This window comes from Chryseobacterium sp. PTM-20240506, from assembly GCF_048296755.1.
Classification (GTDB): Bacteria; Bacteroidota; Bacteroidia; order Flavobacteriales; family Weeksellaceae; genus Chryseobacterium; species Chryseobacterium proteolyticum.
Window position 1 is genome coordinate 2501768 of sequence record NZ_CP182581.1, and the last position, 20914, is coordinate 2522681.

21 protein-coding genes are annotated in these 20914 nt (G+C 36.9%); 14 read left to right on the forward strand and 7 right to left on the reverse strand.

What is annotated here, in order from left to right; genetic code table 11:
• Positions 1 to 345: 345 nt before the first annotated feature.
• The 6 genes from ACNFU2_RS11050 (at position 346) to ACNFU2_RS11075 (ending at position 7320) form a co-directional block, all read left to right on the forward strand.
• Positions 346 to 1197, forward strand: a complete 852-nt coding sequence (locus ACNFU2_RS11050; RefSeq protein ID WP_273649533.1) for an alpha/beta fold hydrolase — start codon at positions 346 to 348, stop codon at positions 1195 to 1197.
• Positions 1197 to 1670: an RNA polymerase sigma factor gene (locus ACNFU2_RS11055; RefSeq protein ID WP_273649535.1), complete on the forward strand. Its 474-nt coding sequence runs from the start codon at positions 1197 to 1199 to the stop codon at positions 1668 to 1670. The genes ACNFU2_RS11050 and ACNFU2_RS11055 overlap by 1 nt, the downstream gene beginning before the upstream one ends.
• A complete protein-coding gene (locus tag ACNFU2_RS11060) occupies positions 1657 to 2250 on the forward strand; it encodes a hypothetical protein (protein ID WP_273649536.1) in 594 nt (197 codons plus the stop codon). Before ACNFU2_RS11055 ends, ACNFU2_RS11060 begins: the two co-directional genes overlap by 14 nt.
• Positions 2251 to 2322: 72 nt before the next feature.
• Entirely contained in the window at positions 2323 to 2946 is a 624-nt protein-coding gene (locus tag ACNFU2_RS11065) for a class I SAM-dependent methyltransferase (RefSeq protein ID WP_273649538.1), read from the forward strand.
• A 135-nt stretch (positions 2947 to 3081) separates the two neighbouring features.
• Positions 3082 to 5364 (forward strand): patatin-like phospholipase family protein, encoded by a 2283-nt coding sequence (locus tag ACNFU2_RS11070; RefSeq protein ID WP_273649540.1) that lies wholly within the window; start codon positions 3082 to 3084, stop codon positions 5362 to 5364.
• Positions 5365 to 5541: 177 nt separating this feature from the next.
• Positions 5542 to 7320: a GEVED domain-containing protein gene (locus ACNFU2_RS11075; protein WP_273649542.1), complete on the forward strand. Its 1779-nt coding sequence runs from the start codon at positions 5542 to 5544 to the stop codon at positions 7318 to 7320.
• A 58-nt stretch (positions 7321 to 7378) separates the two neighbouring features.
• Here ACNFU2_RS11075 and ACNFU2_RS11080 read toward each other — a convergent pair whose 3' ends face one another.
• The 3 genes from ACNFU2_RS11080 to truA form a co-directional block, all read right to left on the reverse strand.
• On the reverse strand, positions 7379 to 9142 hold the full coding sequence (locus tag ACNFU2_RS11080; protein WP_418121671.1) for an ABC transporter ATP-binding protein: 1764 nt from the start codon (positions 9140 to 9142) through the stop codon (positions 7379 to 7381).
• Between the two features lie 135 nt (positions 9143 to 9277).
• Entirely contained in the window at positions 9278 to 9622 is a 345-nt protein-coding gene (locus tag ACNFU2_RS11085) for a hypothetical protein (RefSeq protein ID WP_273649544.1), read from the reverse strand.
• A gap of 22 nt (positions 9623 to 9644) precedes the next feature.
• Complete coding sequence (gene truA, locus ACNFU2_RS11090) at positions 9645 to 10436, reverse strand: tRNA pseudouridine(38-40) synthase TruA (protein WP_273649546.1); 792 nt, start codon at positions 10434 to 10436, stop codon at positions 9645 to 9647.
• 49 nt (positions 10437 to 10485) lie between these two features.
• On the opposite strand from truA, the gene lpxK reads away from it, so the two are divergent.
• The 6 genes from lpxK to ACNFU2_RS11120 all read left to right on the forward strand — a co-directional run bounded on the left by lpxK (position 10486) and on the right by ACNFU2_RS11120 (position 16054).
• Complete coding sequence (gene lpxK, locus ACNFU2_RS11095; protein WP_172280609.1) at positions 10486 to 11511, forward strand: tetraacyldisaccharide 4'-kinase; 1026 nt, start codon at positions 10486 to 10488, stop codon at positions 11509 to 11511.
• Positions 11495 to 12310 (forward strand): purine-nucleoside phosphorylase, encoded by an 816-nt coding sequence (locus ACNFU2_RS11100; RefSeq protein ID WP_172280611.1) that lies wholly within the window; start codon positions 11495 to 11497, stop codon positions 12308 to 12310. Before lpxK ends, ACNFU2_RS11100 begins: the two co-directional genes overlap by 17 nt.
• A gap of 106 nt (positions 12311 to 12416) precedes the next feature.
• Positions 12417 to 12932: a TlpA family protein disulfide reductase gene (locus tag ACNFU2_RS11105; protein ID WP_273649548.1), complete on the forward strand. Its 516-nt coding sequence runs from the start codon at positions 12417 to 12419 to the stop codon at positions 12930 to 12932.
• A gap of 1 nt (position 12933) precedes the next feature.
• Entirely contained in the window at positions 12934 to 13392 is a 459-nt protein-coding gene (locus tag ACNFU2_RS11110) for a GNAT family N-acetyltransferase (protein WP_172280615.1), read from the forward strand.
• A gap of 48 nt (positions 13393 to 13440) precedes the next feature.
• Positions 13441 to 14535 carry a DNA polymerase IV gene (dinB, locus tag ACNFU2_RS11115; RefSeq protein ID WP_273651062.1) on the forward strand — a complete coding sequence of 365 codons (1095 nt, stop codon included), beginning with the start codon at positions 13441 to 13443 and terminating at the stop codon, positions 14533 to 14535.
• Between the two features lie 46 nt (positions 14536 to 14581).
• Positions 14582 to 16054, forward strand: coding sequence for an alpha-amylase (locus tag ACNFU2_RS11120; protein WP_273649551.1), 1473 nt, complete (start codon positions 14582 to 14584; stop codon positions 16052 to 16054).
• Positions 16055 to 16134: 80 nt separating this feature from the next.
• Here ACNFU2_RS11120 and ACNFU2_RS11125 read toward each other — a convergent pair whose 3' ends face one another.
• From ACNFU2_RS11125 to ACNFU2_RS11140, 4 genes are all read right to left on the reverse strand, one after another.
• Complete coding sequence (locus ACNFU2_RS11125) at positions 16135 to 16308, reverse strand: hypothetical protein (protein WP_418121676.1); 174 nt, start codon at positions 16306 to 16308, stop codon at positions 16135 to 16137.
• Between the two features lie 22 nt (positions 16309 to 16330).
• Positions 16331 to 16624, reverse strand: coding sequence for a hypothetical protein (locus tag ACNFU2_RS11130; protein ID WP_172280621.1), 294 nt, complete (start codon positions 16622 to 16624; stop codon positions 16331 to 16333).
• Between the two features lie 345 nt (positions 16625 to 16969).
• Positions 16970 to 18304 (reverse strand): carboxylesterase family protein, encoded by a 1335-nt coding sequence (locus tag ACNFU2_RS11135; protein WP_273649553.1) that lies wholly within the window; start codon positions 18302 to 18304, stop codon positions 16970 to 16972.
• A 137-nt stretch (positions 18305 to 18441) separates the two neighbouring features.
• The gene (locus ACNFU2_RS11140; RefSeq protein ID WP_172280624.1) at positions 18442 to 19344 is read right to left on the reverse strand and encodes a helix-turn-helix domain-containing protein; all 903 of its coding nucleotides are present in this window, start codon (positions 19342 to 19344) and stop codon (positions 18442 to 18444) included.
• A 245-nt stretch (positions 19345 to 19589) separates the two neighbouring features.
• On the opposite strand from ACNFU2_RS11140, the gene ACNFU2_RS11145 reads away from it, so the two are divergent.
• Both ACNFU2_RS11145 and ACNFU2_RS11150 read left to right on the forward strand, forming a co-directional pair.
• The gene (locus ACNFU2_RS11145; RefSeq protein ID WP_172280626.1) at positions 19590 to 19727 is read left to right on the forward strand and encodes a hypothetical protein; all 138 of its coding nucleotides are present in this window, start codon (positions 19590 to 19592) and stop codon (positions 19725 to 19727) included.
• 130 nt (positions 19728 to 19857) lie between these two features.
• On the forward strand, positions 19858 to 20910 hold the full coding sequence (locus tag ACNFU2_RS11150; RefSeq protein WP_172280628.1) for an NAD(P)-dependent alcohol dehydrogenase: 1053 nt from the start codon (positions 19858 to 19860) through the stop codon (positions 20908 to 20910).
• Positions 20911 to 20914 lie beyond the last annotated feature (4 nt).

The window sequence follows — 20914 nt, forward strand, 5'->3', positions numbered from 1 at the left end:
CTATCATTATAAGGGGCAATTGTAAATATTTATTAAATTTAGTGAATTTTCGAATACAAACAACAGGCTTCACAAAATTTTTATTAATTTCTATAGTCTGCAAAAACCGTACCTATTATAATAAGTAATGCATAATATTTTAAAAAAAATAACCGATAACCTCCACAAAATGAGGACCAACCGCAAATTCAAGGGTTTAATCTGATTTCTTTCAATTTAAAATACCCTTTATTAAAGGGGTATTCCGGAAATTATTCATAAGATTTAAAATTATTTTAAAAATTTTGTAACATTTTTTTCAGGCCTGTATCTAAAAGGTAAATTAACCATTAAATCTTAAATGAAATGAAAAAATTGACATTCCTTGCCGTGATATTATTATTTTTAGCTCTATGTGCTAATGTGTTCGGACAAACAAAATCCTATCCTTTTGAAGTTAAAAAATCAGGAAGTGGGAAACAAGCCCTGATTTTGATCCCCGGTTTTGCCTCTTCCGGAGATGTATGGAATGAAACGACCCTAAAGTTTGATAAGAATTTTACTTGCTATACTTTAACAATGGCAGGATTCGCAGGTGCAAAGCCTCAGCCCGGCGCCAGCTTTAAAAACTGGGAAAACAAAATTGCAGAATTCATCAGTGACCAGAGAATTGACAAGCCTGTTATCATCGGGCACAGTATGGGTGGAGGCCTTGCCCTCGCTCTGGCTGCAGATCATCCACAATTAGTGGGTAAGATTATCGTTGTAGATGCTTTGCCGTGCTTATCGGCATTAATGAATCCTTCTTTTACATCTAAGGAAAACAATGATTGCTCTGCTACCATCAATAAAATGACAGCCATGACAGATGATCAATTTCGTCAGATGCAGCTGAAATCTATCCCCCAGCTTTTGGCGGATACTTCCATGCAGGAAACTGTGATCGGATGGAGTCAGCAATCAGACCGTAAGACTTTTGCAGAAATGTATTGTGACTTCTCGAATACTGACCTCCGGGAAAAAATAAAAAATATACAATGTCCTTCACTTATATTATTAGAGTCTTATTTTACTAATTTTAAACCAGCCATGGAAGATCAATATAAGAATATGAAAAATGCAAATTTACAATATGCTACTAAAGGTTTACACTTCATCATGTATGATGATAAGGAATGGTATTTCAACCAGTTGAATAACTTCTTATCTGCAAAATAATGGTATTTGAGGAAATCTACGAAGTATACTGGCAAAAAATATTCCGCCTGTGTATGGGATATGTAAACAATTCCGAATGGGCACAGGACATTGCTCAAGAAACATTTGTCATTGTATGGCAACAACTTCCTAAATTCAGAAATGAATCTTCTGTGGGAACCTGGATTTTCAGGATCGCCTCCAATAATTGCCTGAGACAGATTGAAAGGGAGAAAAGATTCACAAAAGCTGATTTACCAGGTAATTTAGAGGAAAAGAAACAGGAATCCATGGAATCTGAGATACAACTTCTTTATAAATTCATCTCCGAATTGCCGGAAACAGACCGTATTATTATTTCTTTAGAACTGGAAGAATTAAAACAGGCCGAAATAGCCAATATCGTGGGATTATCAGAATCCAATGTCAGGGTAAAAATCCACAGAATAAAAGAAAAATTAACTCAAAAATTCAGGGAACATGGAACCTACTAATATAGATTTTAAAAATATCTGGCAACAACAAAAAGTAAATAAGCCCGACCTTAAAGATTTGCTTGCTAAACTGGAGTCCTATAAAAGCAAAAATCTGAAAAAGCTTATATTAACCAATATAATGCTACTTTTAACCAGTATATTTATAGGTCTGATATGGTATCACTATCAACCTCAGCTAGTCACCACAAAAATCGGAATCGTACTGATTATTCTGGCAATGGTAATTTTCCTGTTTGCTTACAACAGGCTGTTTACATTCTTTTATAAAACCAACACCGACCAATCCAACAGTGAATATTTGCATAGCCTGTATGTTTTGAAAAGCAAACAGGGTTTTGTACAAACGTTCATGACCAATCTTTACTTCACTATGTTATTGGCAGGAATCAGTCTCTATATGTATGAATACACTTCAAGGATGACAACATTTATGGCTGTTTTTGCCTATTCATTAACTTTTATATGGATTGCCTTTAACTGGTTTTACATAAGACCTAAAACCATAAGGAAAGAACAGTCAAAACTCCATGAGCTTATTAAAAAATTCGAAGAAATCAACAAACAGCTGGTTGAATAAAAATAAATCAATTAAAATATTTTCTTTCATCAGGTCTTTTGTAATTTAGCCCTGCTAAAAACAACACTCCTTATGGATTTGTCAAAGAATAAAAATCACTGGGATATAGTATACGAGACAAAAAGTCCTGATCAGGTAAGCTGGACGCAGGAAAAACCTGAAATATCACTGGATTTCATTGCATCATTTGACTTAAAAAAAGACGCTAAAATAATAGATATTGGCGGAGGTGAAAGTCGTCTTGTAGATATTTTGATTGACAAAGGATATCAGGATATCACGGTGCTGGACATTTCTGCGAATGCATTGGAAAAGACAAAAAAGCGTTTAGGAAAGAAATCCGAAAAAGTGAAATTTATTGTTACGGACATTACTAAATTCGAACCTGAATTCCAATATGATCTTTGGCACGACAGGGCCACATTTCATTTTTTAACCGAAGAAGAACAAATCTCCAGCTATCTGGATATTGCAGGGAAAAGCATAAAAGAATTTATGGTGTTAGGAACTTTTTCAAAAAACGGACCTACAAAATGCAGTGGTCTGGAGATTAAGCAATACGATGAGGAGTCCATGGAAAAGCAGTTCGCCAACCATTTCGAAAAGATACAGTGTATTTCATCAGATCATACAACTCCTTTTGACACGATTCAAAATTTCACATTCTGTAGTTTTAAAAAAAAGATCCCCTATTGAAATCCTTAATAGACCCGATCGTCTTTTTTGCTAATTTGAAGTAAGCCTATTAAAATGAAAAATTTCCTCACTGTCTTTCTTATATGTATATTTTGTTTATTTTCTGCACAAGACACCATAAAGAAAATGCCTCCCATGACAAAAGACACAAAGTTTGGGTTAGCGCTTAGCGGAGGTGGTGCCAAGGGCTTTGCACATCTGGGAATTTTAAAAACAATAGATTCACTAGGGATTAAAATAGATTATATTACCGGGACCAGTATGGGTGGAATTCTTGGTGGATTATATGCTATGGGATATAATGGTGAAGAATTGAAAAAAATGGTGTATGGCATGAACTGGAAAAGGATCCTAAGTAACAAAATCCCCTACAACAAGGTCAATATCAGCGAAAAAGATGAGTACAATAAATATATTCTTGAATTTCCGGTAAACGATGGCCGGCCTTCCCTACCGGGATCCTTTATAGAAGGGCAATACATGGGTGAAGTTCTCAATACATTAACGTTTCCTGCAAAACATATCAACGACTTTAGTAAACTTCCTATTCCTGTTCAACTTACATCATCCGATATTGTGAATGGTGGATTGGTTATGCAGAAAAAAGGTTCTCTTGCACTGGCGATTCGTTCTACCTTAGCCATACCTGCCGCTTTCGCACCGGTCTATATTGATGGAAAACTTCTTGTAGACGGTGGCCTCGACCGTAATTTTCCGGTAAAGGAAGTAAAAGATATGGGAGCTGATTATATTATCGGAGGCTATACAGGATTCAGGCTTTTCACAAAAGATGAGATCAAAAATCCGATGAAAATGATCTATCAGACACATGCATTCCATTCCGTACAGGATTTCAATGAACAAAAGAAGATGTCGGATATCATGGTGGATTTTGTAACTCCGCTTAATGATTACACCACTAAAGACTTCAGAAAATACAAGGAAATCATAAAAATAGGAGAAGCAGAAGCTAAAAGACACCTTCCGGAATTTATAGCCTTAGCCAACGAGCAACGCAGACTGGGAATTATTTATAAGCACAAACTTGTTGAAGAGGTTAAAAAACCGACCATACAGTTTACTTATAGTGAAGATAATGGTACACCGATCACTAATCCGTCCGAGATTGAAACTATTAAAAACCTGATGGGATTAAAGGAGGGTGTATATTACGATGCCAAAACTGTAAATGCTGCTATCGACAAGGTTTTTGGAATTCGACAGTATGACAGGGTGTATTATACTTACACAGATTCGGAAAACGGTTTAATTATGAACATTTTCGTAAAGAGATCCACACCAAGCATGCTTAAATTAGCCCTACACTATGATAATGAACAATCCGTAGGGATCATCCTGAATTATACCTACCGGGATTATGCAGAAGCAAAATTCCGGGCCATAGCAACTGTAGATATTTCGGAACGTTTCAAGGCCCGTTTGCAGTTTCAGAAATTTCTGGATACGGATTACCGCTGGTGGTTAAGTACAGAAGGAAATATTTCTTTTCTTAAAAGTAATGACCTCCTGTTGAGATTCTCAGAAAACAATGATGTTGAAAATAATTTATTTTTCCCCAACTATATTTACAGAAGCATTAAAGCGAATACAGCGGTCAATTATTCGATTCATCCGAATACAATGGCTTCATTCGGCTTAGAGTTCAACGCTGAAAAATTAAACCGGTCTGTAGACAGGATTAGCCAGACCTTTACAGACTTGTACAGCAAAAAGGTATATTATCATACCAATCTTGACCTGTATTTTAAATTCAATCAAAATAACTTCAATACCAGATATTATCCTACTTCAGGAAACAATTTTCAGTTCATCACGAAGTATTATTTTGGAGATCAATACAACCTTTATGATCTGAAAGAAATACAACCTACACTCTATGAATACTTAAATCCCGGGGCTGAAGGATATTATAAACCCAAGAATCTGATCACATTAGCGCTCAATGAAAATTATATTATTCCAATCAATAAAAAGGTATCTGTTAAGGCAAATGCTTTTTTAGGAACAAACTTCTCTCCTCAAACTCTTGGATCTTCAGAGGGTATCCCTTATCTTTTTCTCAATCAGAAATTCAATCTGGGAGGAAGTGAATATAATTTTGACGGAATGAATCCTGAATTTAACGGGTTCAGGCAAAAAGAAGTTCCTATAAATTCAGTTGCCAAGCTAGGACTTGAGGTTCAGTACCGGATTTATCACAGGATTTTCCTCACTCCCTCTTTTCACTATGCTGCAATAAGTGACGAGCTATCCCCTTTCAAGAGCAATTCCAAACTTATTGGTTATGGACTTAATCTGGGATATGAATCAATTTTAGGTCCCATTAACGTAAATATATCCAGAAACGATGCACTTAATTTCTGGCGGGCTTATTTTAGTATCGGATTTAAATTCTGATTTGTATCCACAAAATAATGGACGATGAAATTAAAGAAATAGGCTATTGTGAAATATTCAATATCATCTTTTTCGAATCCTTCAAGGTCTTTATAAAAGCATTAAATTATTTCCCACACTATTGATATTTTTGTTTATTTTTAATATGAATATATTAAAACCACTAACAATTATATTATGAAAAAACTACTATTAGCTATTATTTTAGGCTCTTCATGCAGCCAGTTTTACGCTCAAAAAACTGAATTAATAGAATGCGGTACCGACGAATTAATGCGAAAACATTATGAACGGCATCCCGAAGAAAAGGCTCGGGATGATGCTTTTAACTTAGAGTTATCCAAACTGATTAAAAGTGGAAAACTAGCATCTACCCTTAATAAGAATCAGGTATATGAAATTCCCGTTGTTGTCCATGTTGTAGGGGACGGAAGCGCGGTCGGAACAGTAAACAACAAGTCGGATGCCGACATTATTGCATGGGTTAATTACACTAACGGAGTATTTTCCGGAAGTTCTTCAAGCGGCATGTCATCATCCAGTGCCATACTCCCTGTAAAATTTGTTTTTGCGAAAATCAGTCCCACCTGTACAGCGACCAACGGGATCAACAGGATCAATGCTTCCCATCTTCCAAAATATGTAAGCGGTGGTGTAAACAATGATAATACGACCAATGCTGTAACGGCATCCGAAATTACAGCCCTTGGAATGTGGGATACCAGTAAGTATTATAATATTTATGTGGTAAAAAAGTTAGCCTCTAATTCAGGAACCCTTAATGGCTTTGCCTATTACCCGGGTGGCAGCAATGATTATGCATTTATGTCTACAAGCGCATCATCTGTAAACGCGCAAACACTGGCACATGAATTCGGACATGCGTTAGGACTCCGTCACACCCATGAAGGATTCAACGACTCTACCGGGGCCTGTCCTGCTAATACCGATTGTACATTACAAGGAGACCTGGTATGCGATACAGAACCAATGAAAAGCCTTTACCACTCTTCCGTTCCCTATACATGTCAGACCGGTCAGATCAACCCATGTACAAGCGTTACCTATGCAGGAGGTGAAAGAAATGTAATGTCTTATACTTTCTGTTTCAGAGATCTCTTTACCCCGGGACAATCCGACAGAGCTACAGCCCAGCTTTTACAGTACAGACAATCTTTAATCAATTCTCCGGTCGCAAGTAGCACTACACCTAACAACAATACATCTTTAACCACAGCTTGCACCCCAACAACAATAACGAATCCAGGAAATTACAACATAGGAATCACTTCTGTCAAATTTGGAAGCATTAATAATTATTCAACCAATTACAAGGCTGCCACTAATAATTTCTACGAAAATTTTACGGGAAATTATTGTCTGGGAATTTCCAAAACCACAATACCTTCAGGCACCTCAACGACCCTTACCATTACTCCCGGAACAAACAATCCTCATATTATAAAAGCATACATCGATTACAACAACGATGGACAATTTAATGAAACAACGGAGCTGGTTCTGAACCAAAGCAATATAGCAGCAGGTTCCACTGCAACAGCATCAGTAACTCCACCTTCAAATGCTGTAGCCAATACTCCTTTAAGAATGAGGGTAATTGGTGAATATAACGGAACAACCGTTACCGCTTGTTATACTCCTAAATACGGACAGATAGAAGATTATTCAGTGATCATTGAACCAAGAACCCTGTCCGCTAAAAATGCAATTGAAAACAAAACCTTTATTACACAGGCAGAAAATTCAGTGTACATAAAAAGTGACCTGCAAATTACCTCGCTGGTAATCTATGATGCCTCAGGAAGAATTCTGGTGAACCAAACCAATATGAAATCTACAGAAATTACCGCTCCATTAAATGTCAAAAATGTAGTAGTAACAGTCCGGGCAACATTGGAAAACGGAAAAGTGATCACCCAAAAACTAAAATTCTAAAAACAAAAAAGAGAGCAACTTCAGCTCTCTTTTTTATTTCTGTTATCTATGACGATTATTATTTTGACGCCCGGTTTTCTTCTTCCATTTCTACTTCATGTCTCAGCTGTGCTTTATACAATGTGGAATAATACCCATTTTGATCAAGCAACTCCAAATGCTTTCCTTCTTCTACAATTTTACCATGTTCCATTACGATAATCTTATCCGCTTTTTCAATGGTTGAAAGCCTGTGTGCAATAATAATCGAAGTCCTGTTTTTCGTGATTTTCTCCGTAGCCCTCTGAATCAGTTTTTCACTTTCATGATCAATTGAAGAGGTAGCTTCATCGAGGATCAAAATTTTCGGATCGGACAGATAAGCTCTCAAGAAAGACAATAACTGCCTTTGCCCTAATGAGATCGACGAGCCTCTTTCACTGACTACATAATCATAACCACCCGGAAGCTGCTGAATGAATTCATCTACTTCAATTTCTCTGGCCCCTGCTTTTATTTTATCCAGGGTAATACTTTCATCTCCAAAAGAGAGATTTTCAAAGATACTTCCATGGAAAAGGAAAACATCTTGTAATACCACCCCAATATGACTTCTGAGATTATATAATTCATAATCTTTCAGCTCTACATTATCAATAAAAATCTCCCCGGAATTGATATCATACAGCCTCGTGATCAGACTGATGATCGTAGATTTACCTGCTCCTGTAGCTCCGACAATAGCAACTGTTTCTCCCGGATTCACTTTGAAATTGATTCCTTTCAGTACTTCCTGCTTTTCATCGTAAGCAAAACGAACATCCCTGAATTCAATTTTACCATTGAAGTGATCTTTTTTTACTGTTCCGTGATTAGGCATCGCATAATCCTCATCCATTAATCCCAGTACCCTTTCTGCACCTACAATTCCACGCTGGATATTATTAAATCGGTCTGCGATCTGGCGTAAAGGTCTGATCAGCATTGAAATATACTGGATAAAAGCAATAACCACCCCCGCACTAATGGTAATATATCCTCCATAGAAAAGGATAAACCCAATAAATAGGGATGAGATAAGTTCTACTACAGGAAAAAATAATGAAAAGATAAAAACGGTTTTCAGCAATGCAGCCTTTAGGGTAATATTGATATCATCAAATTTTTTAAATTCAGCTTCCTGTCTGTTGAACACCTGTATAATTGGCATTCCGGCTAATCTTTCCTGAACAAAGGAATTCTGATTCGCCGTCCAGGTTCTTTCATCTCCAAATGCTTTTTTCAGCCTCTTTTGAAAAAAACGGGTAATAACCACCATCAAAGGAAGTATAGCCAGTGTAATATAGCTCAGATGAACATTAGTACTGAACATCATCACTAATACAAAGACGATTCTCAAAATATCCCCGAAAACCATAAGGAATCCGTCCGTATAAACTGTAGCAATGGTTTCCACATCCCCAACGGCACGTGTTACCAGTTGTCCTATAGGTGTTTTATCAAAAAATGATGTCCTGAAATAAATAAGTTTAGAATACAACCTCTCTCTGATATCCCTGATTACATTCTGAGAAATATAATTGGAGAAATAGACCAGGAAAAAGTTTAAAACAGTTTCTGCAACAACCAATCCTACCAAAATGTAGATATGCTTCATCATCAGAGCTTTATCCTGCAGCCTGGTGATATCATTATCTACAACTTCCATGGTAAGGTAAGGTCTGTAAGTAGAAACGATGGAAAGTAAAACGGAAATGATTAAAGTAAGGATAAACCAGGACCGGAATTTCATTCCGATAAAGAAAAGCCTTTTAATAATTCCCCAGGTATCTTGTTTTTTCATTGTACAAATTGAAAGAAAGAATTAAATAAATTCCATGCAAAAATAACACTTTATAATTTGAAAGCGAGAACAACTTATCCAAATACCAATAGAAAATAACGGATATCAATTATTTAAAATATGAATATCCTATTGTTATGCATTTTCCTTACTCCCTATCTCCTCAATTTCCAGGCTTGGTTTATGGATGGTTTCTTTTGTAAACTTTTTTTCAAGAAACTGGTAAATTCCCCACACAACAGCTATTGCACATAGCCAGCTTATTACATTCACAAGGCTATATCCGGTATAATCGTTATCATGTAAAGAACCTGGGTTAGTAAGTGCGATATAGAAACCATAGCAAAATAAAAACGCAACCTGAAACCCCAGATAGATCCCTATACCCAACAGTCCAAAATGCCATTTGGTTTTCCCAAATCTTTCTGCCAGTGCAGCATAGTATCTGTACGCTCCAATCAGGATAAAAATAGACATCATAATGATTATAGTTTTTTGTTTTTTAAAATTCGTAGCCTACATCTACGAGAAATAATCCTTGTGCCGGAGCAGAAGTGCCGGCCGAGTTACGGTTTTTATTTTCAATAACTTTTCTCAGATCTTCGGGCTTCATTTTTCCTGCACCGATTTCCACCATTGTCCCCACGATTGCCCGTACCATATTCCTGAGAAAACGGTTGGCAGAAACGGTAAATTTAAGTTCGCTTCCTTCCTGTTCCCACTCTGCTTTGTAAATGTGGCAGATATTGGTCTTATTATCTGTTTTCAATTTGGCAAAACTCGTAAAATCCTTATACTCGAATAAAATTTTACAGGCTTCATTCATTGCATCGATGCTCAAAGGTCTTTTCCAATGTTGCCATGCAGATTCCAGTGTAAATGGATTTTTTTCTAAAGAAATATAATATTCGTATGTTCTGTAGGTGGCATCAAACCGGGCATGAAAATCATCTTTTACAGGAAAAATCCTCTTAACAGCAATATCAGGCGGAAGAAAGCTGTTCAGCCTGTGACTGAGCTGATCATTAAAAGCCACCTGGGTATCAAAGTGGGCGAATATTTTTTTTGCATGAACACCGGTGTCCGTCCTTCCGGCTCCTGTAATTTTAATCTCTTCCCGTAAAATAGTGGATAGTGCTTTTTCCAATTCTTCCTGTACAGAATTGGCGTCCGGCTGGATCTGATAACCGAAATAATTTTTACCGTTGTAAGAAAACTCTATAAAGTACCTCAATGTAGTATAATAACTCCACAAAAATACTTTAATTTTATGAAATATTTGTTGAAAAGTCATTGAGAATATTCAGCCAAATCCTCTTAAAAATTACTATTTTTGCAATCGTATGAAAAGATGGTACCTTTATCCCTTCTCTGTAGGTTATCATTTGGTAACGGGTATCCGAAACACAATGTATGATCTGGGGATCTTTAAATCTACGAAATTCAAAACGCCGATCATCAATGTCGGCAATTTGTCCGTTGGCGGAAGTGGAAAATCGCCAATGGTGATGTACCTTGCTCAGTTTTTATCCAAACATTACAGAACCGGTGTCCTTTCCCGAGGTTACGGAAGACTTACAAAAGGTTATGAGGTGACCAATTATGACAGCAACTACAAAATGGTAGGTGATGAAGCGATGCAGCTTTTTGAACGTTTTAAGAACCGTTTCGTTATTGCAGTTTCTGAGGAAAGAGTGCCTGGAGCCAAAAAAGTCATTGATGACATGGACCTGGATGTTCTTGTACTGGACGATGCTTTTCAGCATAGGGCGATCAAAGCAGGATTTAATATTCTGATGACGGATTTTAATGACCCGTATTTTAGGGACCACCTTCTTCCGGCAGGGGATCTCAGGGAATCAAGAGCCGGGGTAAAAAGAGCCGATCTTATTATGGTCAGCAAATGTCCTGATGAACTGACGGAGGAGACCAAACAGTATTATATTTCCAGAATAAGACCTGAGCGTCACCAGAAAGTATTCTTTTCATCTATCGGATATGACGAAAATGTATACGGAAGAGAAAAAATGCTTCCTGACAACAACCTGAATTATTATGACATTCTTTTAATTACAGGGATTGCCAATCCAAAACCATTGCTGGAGCATCTGGCAAAATTTTCACATAGAGTAAAACACCTTAAATTCAGGGATCATCATAATTTTTCCGACGAAGACATCAAAAAAATAATTGCTGAATATAAGAAACTGGGCGAATATAAATTGATCTTAACAACCGAGAAAGATTATGTTCGTTTAAAAACCTTTGACTATCTTAGAGATATTGTTTATTACTGGCCTATCAATGTAATCATTGACAAAAAGGAAGAGTTTAATCAAATCATCTCGGATTATGTTAGGAAAAATTAAAGAAACCGCAGCCTTCATCAAAAACATCATTCAGGATACGCCTGATTTTGCAATCGTATTAGGATCCGGCCTGGGAAAACTGAAAGATGAAGTTCAGCCAATACACATATTGGAATACAAAGACATTCCTAACTTTCCTCAAACAACAGTGGCTGGTCATGGAGGTCAGCTGATATATGGTATTTTAGAAGGTAAAAAGGTATTGATAATGAGTGGACGCTTTCATTATTATGAAGGCCATTCTATCGAAACTGTGGTATTTCCTGTAAGGATTTTTCATCTGATCGGTATTAAAAACCTACTTCTTTCAAATGCCTGCGGAGGAGTAAATCCTGAATTCAGGGTCGCCGACATTGTTATTCTGAAAGATCACATCAATATGATGCCTGAACATCCTCTTCGTGGTAAGAATATAGAAGAACTAGGCCCGAGGTTTGTCGATATGAGCGAGCCTTATAATAAAAAAATGATCAGTATCGCAGAACGCACTGCTTCAGAAAATAACATTAGAATTCACCAGGGAATCTATGTCGCATTACAGGGACCTACCTTTGAAACACCCGCAGAATATGGAATGATAAAAGCTATAGGTGGTGATATGGTAGGAATGAGTACTGTTCCGGAAGTTATTGTTGCCCGTCATATGGATATGGATGTTTTTTGTATTTCAGTTATTACGGATCTTGGCGGACCCGATATTGCATTAGCCGTTTCTCACGAAGAAGTTCTTAATGCAGCCAATAAAGCAATGCCCAACGTAATCACGGTAGTAAAAGGTCTGGTTAAAAATTATCAGTAGTTCTTTTTTATCGAATTTTTCGATTTCTTAAATTTTTGCCAATTAATCCAAAAAGCAATTCATAACTTCGTTTCATTGTTTAGATTTGTAAAAAATGAAATTGAAAATGAAAAAGCTATTCATATTTTTTATGCTTGGAACATTTGGGACATTTTATTCTCAGGAAGTTCCTAAAGTACTTAAAACCAGTTTTTCCAAAGAAGCTTTACAACAAAAGCTTGAAAATGAAGAGGGAAAGAGCATTACTATGCAGGAAATTCTTAACCAGCACAAAGGAAAAGTGGTGGTCATTGATTTTTGGGCCGGTTGGTGCAGAGATTGCCTGAAGGCACTTCCAAAAGCACAGGAACTCGAAAAAAATAATCCGAACATAGACTTTGTATTTCTTTCTCTGGAAAGATCGAAAGAAGGTTTCGATAAAAGCCTTGAAAGATTTGATATGAAAGACAAAGATAATTATTGGTTTGCATCAGGATGGAAAAATGACTTTAATAATTATATTGACCTCAACTGGATTCCGAGATACATGGTGATCGACCAGAAATCAGCTATTGCAAAATACTACGCCATCTCACCGGAAGATCCTGAAATACAAGCCACCATCAATAAACTTTTACAATAATATGGTAACTTTAAGAGAAGCAACAAAAGAAGACCTGAAAACTCTTCTTGAATTCGAACAAGGTGTAGTTACTGCAGAAAGGCCCTATAATCCAACCCTTATTAACGGTACCATTCATTATTATGATTTAGTTTCTTTGATTGAGTCTGAAGATGCTACCCTTATTGTAGCGGAAAAGGATCATGAAATCGTTGCGTCGGGATATGCGATGATTAAAAAAGCGGAAAAGGATTATTTTAATTTCAAAGAGTATGCATATCTGGGGTTTATGTATGTAAAACCGGAACACAGGGGACAGGGAATCAATCAATCCGTTATAGATAGACTCATAAAGTGGTCAGAAGAAAGGGGAATGAAAGAAATAAGATTAGATGTTTATGATCAGAATGAATCTGCTGTAAAAGCTTATGAAAAAGTAGGATTTGAACCTGTGCTCCTTACCATGAGATTGAAAAAATGATATTAATTTATTGAAATATAGAAATAAATGAATCCATATCTTTGTGATATGGATTTTTCTTTTCCCATTCGCAAGATTATACATGTAGATATGGATGCATTTTATGCTTCTGTGGAGCAGCATGATAATCCTGCGCTTAGAGGAAAACCAATTGCCGTGGGAGGAGAGCATCGGGGTGTAGTTTCAGCTGCCAGTTATGAAGCAAGAAAATTCGGTGTCCGTTCTGCCATGCCAAGTAAAACAGCAAAAGAAAAATGCCCGCATCTCATTTTTGTTCCTCCCCGCTTCGCCCGTTACAAAGAAATTTCCAGAAAGATAAGAGAGATCTTTCATGAGTATACCGACCTGGTAGAGCCATTGTCCCTGGATGAAGCTTATCTGGATGTGACTGAAAACAAAAAAGGAATAGAATCCGCCAATGATATTGCGAGAGAAATCCGCAAAAAAATCTTTGAACAAACAGGTCTTACTGCCTCAGCCGGTATTTCAGTTAATAAATTTTTAGCAAAGGTAGCTTCGGATATCAATAAACCGAACGGACAAAAAACCATTCACCCCGACAAAATTGAAAGTTTTCTGGAAGAACTACCCGTTGAAAAATTCTACGGGGTAGGAAAAGTTACGGCCAACAAAATGTTTACGCTGGGGATTTTCAAGGGAAAAGATTTAAAGAAAAAAACATTACAGGAATTAGTAAGCCTGTTCGGAAAATCCGGAAACTACTATTACAATGTTGTTCGTGGAATTCATCATTCAGAAGTTAAACCTCATCGCATCCAGAAAAGTGTAGCTGTAGAAAGGACTTTTTTTGAAGATCTCTATGATGAACAGCAAATCAATGAGAAACTGGAAAGCTTAAGTGCAGAACTACATCAAAGGTTACAAAAAAATAATATTCTGGGCAGATCCCTCACTTTAAAAATAAAGTATAAAGATTTTTCACTGTTTACCAGGAGCATGACAAAAGAAGATTACTATGTTTCTGAAGAAGAATACTACAAAACCTCCAAAAAGCTTTGGGAATTAAGACCCTTTGATAAACCTGTCAGGTTATTAGGCTTATCCCTTGCCCACCTTAATACTGAGGAAAAAAAGCAGGTTTCTGTTCAACTAAAAATACCGTTTCAGGAGTTTGGGCATTAATAATTAGAAATTTTCACTACATTGTAGTAACCAAATTCTATAATGTATGAACCCAACGATGATTCAGTTTTTCCACTGGTACTCAGACGGAAACCAAACACTCTGGAAGGAGGCTCAAAAACAATCTGCTTATTTAGCCGAACTTGGTATAACTTCAGTTTGGTTCCCACCCGCTTACAAGGGAACTAGTGGAGGTTATTCAACAGGATATGATGCTTATGACCTTTTTGACCTGGGAGAATTCGACCAGAAAGGAAGTATTCCCACAAAGTATGGAACCAAAGATGATTACTTAAAAGCAATAAAGGCTTTAAAGGAACAAAATATCCAGGTTATTGTAGATGTTGTATTAGGGCATAAAGCCGGTGGCGACGAGCTGGAAACAATGAAAGCAGTAAAAGTGGATGAAAATAACAGGGAAAAGGTAATTTCAGATGTTATCGAAATACAGTCCTATACCAAGTTTACTTTCCCTGGAAGAAATAAAAAATATTCTGACTTTGAATGGAATGCAACTTGTTTCAGCGGCGTAGATTATGCCGAAGGAATGGATTCGCATATCTTCAAAATACAGTCCGAATATGGAAACGACTGGGAAGAGATGATTGATGATGAAAAAGGCAATTATGATTATCTGATGTATAATGATATTGAGCATCGCAATCCATTTGTTCGTGAAGAACTCAACGCATGGGCCAAATGGTATTTTGATCAGACCGACTTTGATGGTGTAAGGCTGGATGCTTTAAAACATATTTCTTTTGATTTTTATAAAGAATGGCTAACACTTATCCGGTCCAATTCAGGCAAAAATATCTTTGCTGTTGGAGAATACTGGGCACCTGGATATTTGAATTTACTCCAAAAATATATTGAAGTTACGGAAGGGTGCATGAGCTTATTTGACAGCTCTCTTCAAAACAATTTCCACAATGCTTCCAAAGAGGGAGGATCTTATGATCTGAGAAGGATTTTTGATGGCACTCTCACTCAGGCTGACCCGCTGCATTCCGTAAGTCTTGTTGATAATCATGATACCCAGCCTTTACAAGACCTTGAAGCTCCTGTAGAAGAGTGGTTCAAACCTCTTGCCTATGCTTTGATCCTCCTCAGGGAAGACGGCTATCCTTGTGTATTTTATCCCGATTTGTACGGAGCCCATTACGTAGATAAGGACCGGGAGGGAAATGATCAGGAAATTTTCCTGAATAAAGTAAATGGAATTGAAGAACTGCTAAAGGCGCGAAAAGAACATGCCTATGGAATCCAGAAAGATTATTTTGAAGATGCTAACTGCTTGGGATGGGTTCGTGAAGGAGATGACGAGCACACGGGCTGTGCTGTTGTCCTAAGTAATAAAGATGCTTACAATAAACCCATGGAAATGGGGGAAAAGTATTCGGGGCAAAGTTTCTATGATCTGCTTGGAAGATTCGAAGACAGAGTAGTTATTGATGAAAAAGGCTGGGGAAATTTTCCTGTTCCTGCTGGAAATGTAAGCGTCTGGGTCCCTGAATAGATACAATTAAATTAAATGTACATAACCAGGAAAGCATCATCCGGTTATGTACATTTGAAATGTCTTTATACTATTGGCTTTTAGCAGTAGAAATATCTGCAATTCCATATATCACTTGCCCATTCACAGCATTGGTTGTCTTCATTTGAAGTACAGCATACTCTGTCACGGATAATTCCTCCGGCTTTTAAAGCTTTAAGTTCCTGCCGCTCTATTTTTCTTATACGGCCTGCTGGTAAATTAGTTTTTTTCATTTTGTAAAATATTTGATTAAGTTTAGTCACTAAAACAAGTATATGGACATGGATCAGAAGTTACATACGAGTAAGTTCCGCAGTAACAGGTATGCGTTGGACCTGTCGGCCCTCCTCCTGTTCCACCTCCGGTACTTCCGCCACCGGAAGGGTTATAAGGAACACACTTCCCATTCTCACAGATATAACCCGGGTTGCATCCTCCTTCTCCCGGACCCGTATCCGAAACACAATAAGCAGGTTCCCCAGGAGATCCAGCCAGTAAGTTTTTGAGTACTTCCCGGCTCAATTCATTCCATTGAAATTTTGTTTTCATAATTGCTTGGTTTTATATGGTTAAAAGATTTTAGTCTTTAATTGTCTCTCTCACCGCCTTACCGTTTCAGCATTTATTTTATTAATAATTTGTGAAAATATTTTCCATAATTATTACATTCCAGGGATTAATAACTCAAATATAACAAAATAACACACACAATATTGAATAAAAAATACCAAATACTGGATTTCACATATGAAAACACAAAACCAAAGCAATAAAAATAAGTGGTAACAAGGAATGAAGTAGCCATACCCCCGCCTTACATAATTTTCACATAGATAAAAAAAATTGAGCACCTAAATGATAAAAATATTTAGTGATACGAAGGTCGGAACCAAACTATATTTTTCTCAATGCCAAAATATCGGGTTTCAATGATTCTCCGGATATCCTTCCAGTTCTTGAAAACTCTGCCCACACAGCTCTTAATTTTCTTCCATTATGATGGATATACTCCCAGGGAATGTTTTTTATAAGCCCTGCAGACTGCCATGCTTCTTCATTTCCAAAAAGCAAAGGAAGATCAATACTGTGCGCAGCTCCTATTTCATTATCCGTAATTCTGGAATAGATCCTGAACAAATAAACATTACCTCCGGCTTTAGCATAATTTTCAGCAAAAAGTTCTGCAGGTTTCCCATAGATTTTTTCTGTAGTCAGCTGAACTGTTTTATTAATGATCTTCTGACCAAAACCTTTACCAAAATAAGTATTGAGTGCTTCGGAAGTTTTTAGATAGAATGCAGTTTCATCATTATTGAGTCCAATTAAAACATCAATTTTTCCAGCACTCGCTTTCCATCTTTCCTCTGACTCATCTTCATTGCATAAAGGAGGAAATCCATATTGAATACCAAAAGGCATCACTGCTTTTAATCCGTATTTAATAACAGAAGGAATCCTTTTTTTGTATTCTTCCATCATCTTTAAGACATCGGTTTCATGTTTTATTGAATCCGTATTTTTAAGAAATTCGGCTGACATTTTTTGTCTTTTGTGGCGAAGACCTAACGGTGCACTTTGAATGATCACCCTTTTGAAAAGGCCTTCAACACCTTCTGAAATCATCAGATGGGCGATCGCATCTCCGCCGGATGATTGCCCCAGAAGTGTAATATTTTCAGGGTTTCCTCCAAAGCTTTCTATATTCGTTTGAATCCATTTTAATGCTTCAATAATATCAAATAACCCAAGATTAGCAGGCCTTTCTTCATCGCCTCCTAAAAAACCGAACAACCCCAGGCGATAGGAAACCGACACTACAATGATATCTTGTTCCTTCACCCAATTGCTCGCATCTGATGTGGAAAGATCCCCACACCCTATTTCATGAGAGCCTCCATGTATCCAAACAATCACAGGCAAGCTGGTATGCTCATTATCGGGACGAATAACAGAAAGAAATTGAGTAGATTCTTCAATCTCAAAACCATTAAGATCCGTGGGGCCAATCATTTTTTCAATTAAAGGGCTTATACTTTGTGGACAGACCGGTGTTTTATCCGGAAAAAGAAGTTCCGAGGATGACGGCTGTACAGGAATAGGTTTTTGAAATCTTACAGACCTGGCATAGCGAATACCTTTGGCTTTAATTACACCATTTTCTTTTAAAGCAATAATTTTCGCAAACGGGGTTTGAAAAATATGAGTACCGATATTCTGCTGTGATTTCATTATCCGGAAATTTCTTCCTTTAAAAATAATTCACTTTTCTGAAAAACCCGAATCTATTTGAAAGAAATTACCTATTCTCACGATTCGTTTAAACGCAAATGATAGAAATCTATAAATAAACTTCGACGATAATTCAATCAATTTAAAGTTTTGTATTCACTTGGTGATACTCCGACTTTTGCCTTAAACAACCTTGTAAAATGCTGGGGATACTTAAAACCCAGGTCATAAGAAATCTGGCTGATTGATTTCGATGGATTATAAATTTCCTCTTTTGCAACATCAATCAGTTTATTATGGATAAATTCCTGGGCAGAAACTCCTAATTCTTTTTTAATTAAATCACCAAAATAATTCGCCGAAAGATTAAGTTGTTCAGCAAAATAATTGACCATTGGAAATCCAATATTCTTGGGTTTATCGGATTTCAGGTAATCATTCAGAAGATTTTCAAACTTCCCGATAACGCCTTGATTTACATGATCACGGGTAATAAACTGGCGATCATAAAAGCGCATACAATAGTTGAGAAATAATTCGATATTGTTTACGATAAGGGATTTACTGTGTTTATCAATGGATTGCTCCAGTTCAAGCCTTATATTTTTAAAGCATTCCAGGATAATTTCTCTTTCTTTTTCGGAAAGGTGTAAAGCTTCATGAACATCATAAGAAAAGAAAGAATAATCTTTAATATTTTTCCCCAGATTAGTTCCTTTTATAAGATCGGGATGAAATATCAGAGCATATCCTCCTGGTTGCACATAGGTCCCGTCATTACTCATCCCATACACTTGCCCCGGTGCTATAAAAACCAGCGTCCCTTCCTGATAATCGTAGTTATTCTTTCCGTAATACATATCTCCACACATTACATCTTTCAGAAATACGGTATAAAAACCATAGCTCCTTCTATATTGGGAAATAGGATTGGACTTAGAGAAGTCAATAATGCTCACCAAAGGATGCAAGGTTTCATGATTCATCATTTTATTATATTCCGAAACACTGTTGATTATTTTAATATCCTGATTTTCCATAGCATCCGTTTTAAATCTTATTCAAAATTACCACTTTCTGTTTTACTTTTAATAGAGTCTGTAATATTGGTAAATGTTTCTGTAATCTGTATAAGTGCTGTTTAACGAAAAGAATCGACTTTTGCATTGTAATGATAACATTCGAAAACAAAAGATGTTTGCCGGATAAGAAAGTCAATTGGATACTTTCCCCGAGGAATTAACCGGGTACGTATCTTAAACAGTTATACCAGACCGAAAAGGTAATGCAAAGAAATAACGACATTCTTATGCCTGAGACTGATCTTAATAACAAGAAACTTTCTATCATCCTGAAAAAGGATAGTATGTATGGATTTCTGAACCCTGAGGCTATCATCAACATTCTTCCAGGTAGTTACTAGTCCGGAAAGTAAATGTACAAATAGTACCATCAACCCGAATACTCCAAACGGTATTATTAAATATACGGATCCGGTGACTGAGAAGAATACAATTTATGAACAAAAACACTAACTTAAAATTTAAAAACAAATGAGCACATTCACAGTAAAAGCGTACGGAGCAGAGTCTACCACAGCGGACCTGAAAGAAATGAATATTGAAAGAAGGGAACCAACTCCTAATGATGTGGAGATTGAAATACTCTATTGCGGAGTTTGCCACTCTGACCTTCACACAGCAAGAAACGACTGGGGAGGAACGATCTACCCTGCAGTTCCCGGACATGAAATTATAGGGAGAATTACTAAAATCGGAAATGAAGTTACAAAATTCAAAGTCGGAGACCTTGCAGGTGTTGGATGTATTGTGGATTCATGTGGGACATGCGAGAGCTGTAAACATGATCTTGAACAATATTGTTTAAATGGTTTTACAGGAACTTATAATGGAAAAGACAAACATTTGGGAGGACATACTTTTGGTGGTTATTCACAGAAAGTGGTTGTAGATTCCGACCACGTTTTAAGAATTCCTGAAAATCTTGATCTAGCAGCAGTGGCTCCGCTTCTTTGCGCAGGAATTACAACATGGTCTCCACTAAGACATTGGAATGTAGGACCAGGATCAAAAGTTGCTGTTATCGGATTGGGAGGATTAGGACATATGGCAATTAAACTGGCTAAAGGATTAGGGGCTGAAGTAACTCTTTTCTCAAGAACTCCCGGAAAAACAGAAGATGCCAAACAATTAGGAGCTGATCATGTGGTTATTTCTACAGAGCAGGCAGAAATGGATTCTGTAAAGGGAAAATTTGATGTGATCATCGATACCGTTCCTTATGTTCATGACGTTAACCCTTATATTACAACATTAAATATCAGCGGAACATTGGTTCTTGTAGGATATCTCGGAGGTCTTGAACCTATCCTTCAAACAGTTCCAATGATCATGGGGAGAAAATCTGTAGCAGGCTCTGTAATTGGGGGAATTGCTGAGACACAGGAGATGCTTGATTTCTGCGGGAAACATAATATTGTTTCTGAAATTGAAATCATCAAAATGAACGAAATCAACGAAGCTTATGAAAGGATGTTAAAAAGCGACGTAAGATACCGCTTTGTGATTGATATGCAGACTTTATAATTCT

Bases quoted from the DNA above. Each gene is read 5' to 3' on its own strand.
- ACNFU2_RS11050 (WP_273649533.1), top strand. From the start codon at position 346: ATGAAAAAATTGACATTCCTTGCCGTGATATTATTATTTTTAGCTCTA.
- ACNFU2_RS11055 (WP_273649535.1), top strand. From the start codon at position 1,197: ATGGTATTTGAGGAAATCTACGAAGTATACTGGCAAAAAATATTCCGC.
- ACNFU2_RS11060 (WP_273649536.1), top strand. From the start codon at position 1,657: ATGGAACCTACTAATATAGATTTTAAAAATATCTGGCAACAACAAAAA.
- ACNFU2_RS11065 (WP_273649538.1), top strand. From the start codon at position 2,323: ATGGATTTGTCAAAGAATAAAAATCACTGGGATATAGTATACGAGACA.
- ACNFU2_RS11070 (WP_273649540.1), top strand. From the start codon at position 3,082: ATGACAAAAGACACAAAGTTTGGGTTAGCGCTTAGCGGAGGTGGTGCC.
- ACNFU2_RS11075 (WP_273649542.1), top strand. From the start codon at position 5,542: ATGAAAAAACTACTATTAGCTATTATTTTAGGCTCTTCATGCAGCCAG.
- ACNFU2_RS11080 (WP_418121671.1), bottom strand. From the start codon at position 9,142: ATGAAAAAACAAGATACCTGGGGAATTATTAAAAGGCTTTTCTTTATC.
- ACNFU2_RS11085 (WP_273649544.1), bottom strand. From the start codon at position 9,622: ATGATGTCTATTTTTATCCTGATTGGAGCGTACAGATACTATGCTGCA.
- truA (WP_273649546.1), bottom strand. From the start codon at position 10,436: ATGACTTTTCAACAAATATTTCATAAAATTAAAGTATTTTTGTGGAGT.
- lpxK (WP_172280609.1), top strand. From the start codon at position 10,486: ATGAAAAGATGGTACCTTTATCCCTTCTCTGTAGGTTATCATTTGGTA.
- ACNFU2_RS11100 (WP_172280611.1), top strand. From the start codon at position 11,495: ATGTTAGGAAAAATTAAAGAAACCGCAGCCTTCATCAAAAACATCATT.
- ACNFU2_RS11105 (WP_273649548.1), top strand. From the start codon at position 12,417: ATGAAAAAGCTATTCATATTTTTTATGCTTGGAACATTTGGGACATTT.
- ACNFU2_RS11110 (WP_172280615.1), top strand. From the start codon at position 12,934: ATGGTAACTTTAAGAGAAGCAACAAAAGAAGACCTGAAAACTCTTCTT.
- dinB (WP_273651062.1), top strand. From the start codon at position 13,441: ATGGATTTTTCTTTTCCCATTCGCAAGATTATACATGTAGATATGGAT.
- ACNFU2_RS11120 (WP_273649551.1), top strand. From the start codon at position 14,582: ATGAACCCAACGATGATTCAGTTTTTCCACTGGTACTCAGACGGAAAC.
- ACNFU2_RS11125 (WP_418121676.1), bottom strand. From the start codon at position 16,308: ATGAAAAAAACTAATTTACCAGCAGGCCGTATAAGAAAAATAGAGCGG.
- ACNFU2_RS11130 (WP_172280621.1), bottom strand. From the start codon at position 16,624: ATGAAAACAAAATTTCAATGGAATGAATTGAGCCGGGAAGTACTCAAA.
- ACNFU2_RS11135 (WP_273649553.1), bottom strand. From the start codon at position 18,304: ATGAAATCACAGCAGAATATCGGTACTCATATTTTTCAAACCCCGTTT.
- ACNFU2_RS11140 (WP_172280624.1), bottom strand. From the start codon at position 19,344: ATGGAAAATCAGGATATTAAAATAATCAACAGTGTTTCGGAATATAAT.
- ACNFU2_RS11145 (WP_172280626.1), top strand. From the start codon at position 19,590: ATGCAAAGAAATAACGACATTCTTATGCCTGAGACTGATCTTAATAAC.
- ACNFU2_RS11150 (WP_172280628.1), top strand. From the start codon at position 19,858: ATGAGCACATTCACAGTAAAAGCGTACGGAGCAGAGTCTACCACAGCG.